This window comes from Castellaniella sp. (assembly GCF_034007085.1).
Taxonomy (GTDB): Bacteria; Pseudomonadota; Gammaproteobacteria; order Burkholderiales; family Burkholderiaceae_B; genus Castellaniella.
Window position 1 is genome coordinate 1 of sequence record NZ_JAVERO010000108.1, and the last position, 7,614, is coordinate 7,614.

Consider the following 7,614-nt stretch of genomic DNA (forward strand, 5'->3'; position numbering starts at 1 on the left):
CGAAAACGAAGTCCCTGAAATCGAGCAAGGCCTGCTGGAAATCAAGGCAGCAGCCCGTGATCCAGGGGTGCGTGCCAAGATTGCCGTAGTAGCGTACGATAAGCGCATCGACCCGATCGGCACTTGTGTCGGGATGCGTGGTTCGCGCGTCACGGCCGTGCGCAACGAACTGGGCGGCGAACAGGTGGACATCGTCCTGTGGGCCGATGATCCGGCTGAATTCGTGATCGGCGCGCTGGCGCCGGCGCATGTCGAATCCATCCTCGTGGACGAGGACAAGCATGCCATGGATGTGGTGGTCGATGAGGAAAACCTTCCCAAGGCCATCGGCGCGCGCGGCCAGAACGTCCGCCTGGCCTCCGAACTGACCGGTTGGCAGATCAACATCATGACGCCCGAGGAAAGCCAGAGCCGTCAGGATGCCGAACGCGCCGCGCTGCGCCACACGTTCATCACGAAGCTCGACGTGGACGAGGAGGTCGCCGACATCCTGATCGACGAAGGCTTCACTGGCCTCGAAGAAGTCGCCTATGTGCCCCTGCAGGAACTGCTGGACATCGAGGCCTTCGACGAGGAAACCGTCAACGAATTGCGCACGCGAGCGCGCAATGCCCTGTTGACCGAGGCCATTGCCCAGGAAGAACGGGTGCAGACTGCCCGCGATCTGCTGGAAATCCAGGGTATGGACCCGGCCCTGGTGGCCAAGCTGGCCGAAAATGGCATCACCACGCTGGATGATCTGGCCGAACTGGCTGCGGACGAACTGGCCGAGCTGACCGGGCTGGCCGAGGACACCGCCAGCGACATGATCATGCAGGCGCGGGCCCACTGGTTCGAGGACGACGAGGCCTGATCCCTCTGTTGCATCGAATCACGCAGCCCTTCAACGTAGTCAAAGAGAGAGTCGAATGCCGAGTAACACCGTCGCCCAATTCGCCGAAGAACTGAACATGCCCGCCAACGTCCTGCTGGATCATTTCCGCTCGGCCGGCGTCGAGCTGGATTCGGTGAACGCCGACGTGACCGAAGCCGACAAGAGCGCTTTGCTCGAATCCCTGCGGCGTTCGCATGGCTCCGACACGGGCAAGAAGGTCGTGCTCACGCGCCGCAAGACGTCGGAAATCCATCAGGCCGACAGTTCCGGGCGTTCGCGCACGATCCAGGTCGAGGTGCGCAAGAAGCGCGTGCTGGTCAAGCGTGATCGCTCTGAACTGATCGAGGCCGCCCGCGCCGAAGCCGCCCAGGCCGCAGCGGCTGCAAGTGCAAGTACTGCGGCGGCTGCCGAGCCGCCCGTGCCGGCCGAGCCTGTTCAGGTGTCGTCGGCCCCGGCCCCGGCGGTGGCCGAATCTGCCACCGAGGCCCGTGCCCCCGAGCCAGCCGCCCCCGAGGCAGCGGCTGCTGAAACCGCTGCGCCCAAGACCGACGCCCTTGAAGGGACGGCGGCGCCGGCGGGCAACGAACCTCCCGCGCAACCAGAACCCGCCGAGGCCATCGCCCCGGCTGAAACCAAGCAGGACACCGTGAGCGAAACCCCTGTTGCCGAACCCGTGGCCGATGCGCCCGCTGCTTCGGAACCGGCCCAGGCCGTCGAGCCCGAGCCGTCTGTCGAACCCGTGCCGGCATCCGCCGCGCCGGTGGCCGCGCCTCAGGCCACACCGGGCAAGGCGCGCCGCGCTCCGGCCGATACCGACCGGGAGCGCGCCCGCCGCGCCGCCGAGGCCGAAGCCGCAGCATTGCGCGAAATGATGCGCCAGCCGCGCAAGGTCCTGCGCGCGCCGGAACCCGAGGACACCACCAGCGGCACGCTGCACAAGCCCGCCGGCACCAAGGCGGCCTCCAAGAAAGAATCCGAAGGCAAGAAGATCATCAAGACGGCCGATGTGTCCTCCAGCTGGGCCAACGATGGCCGCAAGAAACCGTCCAAGGCCGACACGCTGTCGGCCGGGGCCGGGCGCGACGCCTGGCGTGCAGGCGGCAAGGCCGGCAGCCGGGGCGGCAAGGGCGGGCGTGGCAAGGGCCGCCGCCAGGCCGAGCACCAGGAACCCGTGCAGGTGGAATTCATCGCGCGTGAAATCCACGTGCCGGAAACGATTTCCGTTGCCGACCTGGCCCACAAGATGTCCGTGAAGGCGGCCGAGGTCATCAAGCACCTGATGAAGCTGGGCCAGATGGTCACCATCAACCAGATCCTGGATCAGGAAACGGCCATGATCGTGGTCGAAGAACTGGGCCACACCGCCATTGCCGCCAAACTGGACGACCCGGAAGCCTTCCTGGCCGATACCGAAACCGCCAGCGAAGCCGAGGCCCTGCCGCGCGCTCCGGTCGTGACCGTCATGGGCCACGTCGACCATGGCAAGACCTCGCTGCTGGACTACATCCGCCGTACCAAGGTCGCCACAGGCGAAGCCGGCGGCATCACCCAGCACATCGGCGCCTACAGCGTGAAGACCGATCGTGGCGTGGTGGCCTTCCTGGATACGCCGGGCCACGAGGCCTTCACGGCCATGCGTGCCCGTGGCGCCCAGGCCACCGACATCGTGATTCTGGTGGTGGCGGCCGATGACGGGGTCATGCCCCAGACCAAGGAAGCCATCCACCATGCCCGCGCAGCCAATGTGCCCCTGGTGGTGGCGATCAACAAGATCGACAAGCCGGAAGCCAACCCAGAACGCGTCAAGCAGGAACTGGTCGCCGAGGAAGTCGTGCCGGAAGAATACGGCGGCGATGTGCCGTTCATCCCGGTGTCGGCCAAGACCGGCCAGGGCATCGACGAACTGCTGGAAAACGTGCTGCTGCAGGCCGAAATCCTGGAACTCAAGGCGCCCGTCGATGCGCCCGCCAAGGGGATCGTCATCGAGGCCAGGCTGGACAAGGGCCGTGGCCCGGTGGCGACCATCCTGGTCCAGAGCGGCACCCTGCATCGCGGCGATGCCGTGCTGGCCGGGGTTGCCTATGGCCGGGTGCGCGCCATGCTGAACGACACTGGCAGATCCGCTGCCGAAGCCGGCCCCTCGACCCCGGTCGAAATCCAGGGCCTGGCCGAGGTCCCAGCCGCCGGCGACGAGGTCCTGGTCCTGAACGACGAACGCAAGGCGCGCGAGATTGCCCTGTTCCGCCAGGGCAAGTTCCGCGACGTCAAGCTCGCCCGCCAGCAGGCGGCCAAGCTCGAATCCATGTTCGACAATCTGGGCGAGGGCGTGCGCACGCTGCCGTTGATCGTCAAGACCGACGTCCAGGGTTCCCAGGAAGCGCTGGTGCAGTCGCTGCTCAAGCTGTCCACCGACGAGGTCCGGGTACAGGTCGTGCACGCTGCCGTGGGCGGCATCTCCGAAAGCGACGTCAACCTGGCGATTGCCTCGGGCGCCGTGGTGATCGGCTTCAATGTGCGGGCCGATGCCCCAGCCAAGAAACTGGCCGAGACCAACGAAATCGACCTGCGCTACTACAACATCATCTACGATGCGATCGACGACGTGCGCAATGCCATGTCGGGGATGCTGGCGCCGGAAAAACGCGAGGAAGTCATCGGCCTGGTCGAGATCCGCGAAATCTTCACCGTGTCCAAGATCGGCAACATTGCCGGCTGCATGGTGCTCGAAGGCCTGGTCCGCCGCGATTCCCAGGTCCGTCTGCTGCGCAACCACGTGGTGCACTGGACGGGTTCCCTGGATTCGCTGCGTCGCTTCAAGGACGACGTCAAGGAAGTCAAGTCCGGCTTTGATTGCGGGATCACGCTCAAGGGCAACAACGACATCCAGGTCGGCGATCAGCTCGAAGTCTTTGAAATCAAGGAAGTCGCCCGCACGCTCTGATCGTGCGGCATGCATCATGGGTCGTCATCAATCCAAGCGCAATCCCGGACGCAACACACGCCTGGCCGACCAGATCCAGAAGGATCTGGCGGCGCTGGTGCAACGCGAACTCGATGTCTCGCGCGCGGGTCTGATCACGCTCACGGGCGTCGATCTGTCGGCGGACTATGCGCATGCCAAGGTCTATTTCACGGTGCTGGGCGCCGAACCCGACGCGGCTGCCCAGGCCTTGAACGACAAGGCCGGCTGGCTGCATTCGCAACTGTTTCGCATGTTGCACATCCATACCGTGCCCACGCTGCGTTTCATCCATGACGCGCAACTGGCGCGCGGGATCGAACTCTCGCAACTGATCGATCGGGCCAATCGTCCCCAGGCGGGCGTTTCGGACATCCCCGAACTCGAAGACCCGGACGGCCAGCCCTGACAGGGCGGTCGTCACTCATCTGGACGGATTGAACGATGGCTTCCCGACGCGGGCAGATGCTCGACGGAGTCCTGTTGCTGGACAAACCGGAGGGCCTGTCAAGCAACCATGCGCTGCAACGCGCCAAACGCACGGTGGACGCCCGCAAGGCGGGCCATACCGGCACACTCGACCCCTTTGCCACAGGGCTGTTGATCTGCTGTTTTGGCCGGGCGACGAAAATTTCCGCTGCCATGCTGGAGGCCGACAAGGTCTACGAGGCGACCCTGGCCTTTGGCGAGGAAACCGACAGCGGCGACCTGACGGGCCACGTCACGGCGTGCGCACCGCAGGACTTTGCTCCGGTGACTCCCGAGGCCTTGGAAACCGCGCTGGCCGCGTTCCGGGGCGAGATCGAGCAGATCCCACCCATGGTGTCGGCGCTCAAGCGCGACGGCAAACCCCTGTATGAATACGCCCGCCAGGGCATCGAACTGGAACGTCCGCCGCGCCGGATCGTGATCCATGCGCTGGAACAGCTGGCCTGCGATGGCCGCAGCGCCCGGGTGCGGGTGCATTGCAGCAAGGGCACCTATGTGCGCACCCTGGCCCAGGACATTGGTCGTCACCTGGGCTGCCTGGCGCACCTGTCGGCCCTGCGGCGCACCGCCGTCGGGCCGTTCTCGATCGAACAGGCGGTGGGGCTGGAAGCTCTGCAGGCCATGGAAACGCCGGCGACGGCGCTGATCCCTTTACACGCCTTGCCGGACGGCCTGCGTCCGGCAAGCGTTTCCACCGAGGAAAACACGCTATGAAACGAGCTTTGCGCAACGTGGCCATCATCGCCCACGTGGACCATGGCAAAACCACGCTGGTCGACCAGTTGCTGCGTCAATCCGGCACGTTCCGGGACAACCAGCAGGTGTCCGAACGGGTCATGGATTCGGGCGATATCGAGCGCGAGCGCGGCATCACGATTCTGGCCAAGAACTGCGCCGTCGAATACGAAGGCACGCACATCAACATCATCGACACCCCGGGCCACGCCGACTTCGGCGGCGAGGTCGAGCGTGTGCTGTCCATGGTGGATGGTGTGTTGTTGCTGGTCGATGCGGTCGAAGGCCCGATGCCGCAGACCCGCTTTGTCACGCGCAAGGCCCTGGCCCTGGGCCTGAAGCCCATCGTCGTCGTCAACAAGGTCGATCGGCCGGGTGCGCGCCCGGATTACGTGGTCAATGCCACCTTCGATCTGTTCGACAAACTGGGCGCCACCGAGGAACAGCTGGATTTTCCGGTGATCTACGCCTCCGGGCTGTCGGGTTACGCCGGCCTGACCGAAGACGTGCGCTCGGGCGACATGCGGCCGCTGTTCGAAGCCATCCTGCAGCACGTGCCGCAACGCGACGATGATGCCAACGGCCCTTTGCAGCTGCAGATCATTTCCCTGGACTACAGCAGTTACGTGGGCAAGATCGGCGTGGGCCGCATCAATCGTGGCCGTCTGCGCGCCGCACAGGACGTTGTCGTGAAATTCGGCCCCGAGGGCGAGCCCATCAAGGGCCGCGTCAACCAGGTGCTGAAATTCAAGGGACTGGAACGCGAACTGGTGGACGAGGCCGAAGCCGGCGACATCGTGCTGATCAATGGCATCGAAGAAATCGGCATCGGCTGCACGCTGATGGATCCGGCAACGCCCGAGGCGCTGCCGATGCTGCGCATCGATGAGCCTACCCTGACCATGAATTTCATGGTCAATACGTCGCCGCTGGCGGGCCGTGAGGGCAAGTTCGTCACCAGCCGCCAGTTGCGTGACCGCCTGGACCGCGAACTGAAATCCAACGTCGCTCTGCGCGTCAATGATACGGACGACGATACGGTGTTCGAGGTCTGCGGCCGGGGCGAACTGCACTTGACCATTCTGCTGGAAAACATGCGCCGCGAGGGCTACGAACTGGCGGTGTCGCGCCCGCGCGTGATGTTCAAGGACATCGACGGCGTCAAGTGCGAACCTTATGAATTGCTGACGGTGGACGTGGAAGACTCGCACCAGGGCGGGGTCATGGAAGAACTGGGCCGCCGCAAGGGCGAACTGCAGGACATGCAGCCCGATGGTCGTGGCCGCACTCGCCTGGAATACCGTATCCCGGCGCGTGGCCTGATCGGTTTCCAGAGTGAATTCATGACGCTGACGCGCGGCACTGGCCTGATGAGCCATATTTTTGATGACTATGCGCCGGTGCGCGAGGGCGGGGTGGGTGAGCGCCGCAATGGCGTGCTGATCAGCCAGGATGACGGCACCGCCGTGGCCTACGCGCTGTGGAAACTGCAGGAACGCGGCCGCATGTTCGTGTCGCCCCAGGATCCGGTCTACGAAGGCATGATCATCGGCATCCATTCACGCGACAATGATCTGGTGGTCAACCCGATCAAGGAAAAAAAGCTGACCAATATCCGCGCCTCCGGCAAGGACGAGCATATCGATCTGGTGCCGCCCATCGCACTGAACCTGGAATATGCCGTCGAGTTCATTGCCGATGATGAACTGGTCGAGGTCACGCCCAAGTCGATCCGTCTGCGCAAGCGTTATCTGCAGGAGCACGAGCGCCGTCGCAGTCTGCGCGAGTCGGCCTGAACTCCGGGACTCTCGACGGCCTGAATGCGAAGACCCTGCCTTGTGCAGGGTCTTCGCATTTGAGACGCGTGCGCCCAGATGGATTACCGCGTCTCGGCGCGGATCACGATCGCCAGTCCCGCCAGCAACGCGGCCAGGCCCGCATAGGCCAGCGCGCCAGGCCGTTCGCCCACCACCAGCAGAGCCAGCAGAAAAGCGGTGACGGGCTCCATCAGAGCCAGCGACACGCCGGTGGCGGCGCTGATACCGCGCAGGCCCGTGCTGAACAGCAGATAGGCGATGCCTGTCGAGACGATCCCCAGAAAACCCACCACCATCCAGCCGGTGGGGGTGATCTGCAAGGCGCCGGCCCAGAGGGCGGCAGCCGGCAGGGCCAGCAGCGCGCCTACCGAGAAGACGGCCAACGTGCTGACGGCGGGTTCGGAATGCTGTACCAGTTTTTTGTTCAGCAGGGTGTAGAGGGCATAGCTCAGGCCGGCGCCCAGGCACAGAATGATGCCCAGGGGATCGGCCTGCAGCGCATCGCCGCGGCCGGACACCAGCAGCACCCCACCGCCCACGGCCAGCAGCGTGCCCGTCCACCAGCCCGGACCGGGGCGTGCGCCGCCGATCAGTTGCAGCAGGCCGGCCCAGATCGGGCCGCTGCCGATGGTCAGCGCCGTGCCCACCGCTACCCCCGTGGCCTTCACGCCCGCAAAGAATGTCAGGTTGTAGGCGGCCACGCAGATTCCGGCCCATAGGGCATGACGCCAGTCCAGGGC

6 protein-coding genes are annotated in these 7,614 nt (G+C 65.0%); 5 read left to right on the forward strand and 1 reads right to left on the reverse strand.

The genetic code is table 11. The annotated features are described in order from the left end of the window. The 5 genes from RBR29_RS09340 to typA form a co-directional block, all read left to right on the forward strand. A partial coding sequence (locus RBR29_RS09340; protein WP_320348786.1) for a transcription termination/antitermination protein NusA occupies positions 1-853 on the forward strand: 853 nt, incomplete at its 5' end. 55 nt (positions 854-908) lie between these two features. Further along, positions 909-3,815, forward strand: a complete 2,907-nt coding sequence (gene infB, locus RBR29_RS09345; RefSeq protein WP_320348787.1) for a translation initiation factor IF-2 — start codon at positions 909-911, stop codon at positions 3,813-3,815. Between the two features lie 16 nt (positions 3,816-3,831). Then, on the forward strand, positions 3,832-4,242 hold the full coding sequence (rbfA, locus tag RBR29_RS09350; protein ID WP_320348788.1) for a 30S ribosome-binding factor RbfA: 411 nt from the start codon (positions 3,832-3,834) through the stop codon (positions 4,240-4,242). Positions 4,243-4,277: 35 nt separating this feature from the next. Then, complete coding sequence (gene truB / locus RBR29_RS09355; RefSeq protein ID WP_320348790.1) at positions 4,278-5,036, forward strand: tRNA pseudouridine(55) synthase TruB; 759 nt, start codon at positions 4,278-4,280, stop codon at positions 5,034-5,036. Next, on the forward strand, positions 5,033-6,853 hold the full coding sequence (gene typA, locus RBR29_RS09360) for a translational GTPase TypA (protein WP_320348791.1): 1,821 nt from the start codon (positions 5,033-5,035) through the stop codon (positions 6,851-6,853). Before truB ends, typA begins: the two co-directional genes overlap by 4 nt. 83 nt (positions 6,854-6,936) lie before the next feature. On the opposite strand, the gene RBR29_RS09365 is transcribed toward typA, so the two are convergent. Next, positions 6,937-7,614 (reverse strand): EamA family transporter (locus RBR29_RS09365; protein ID WP_320348793.1); only part of this gene is annotated, 678 nt, incomplete at its 5' end.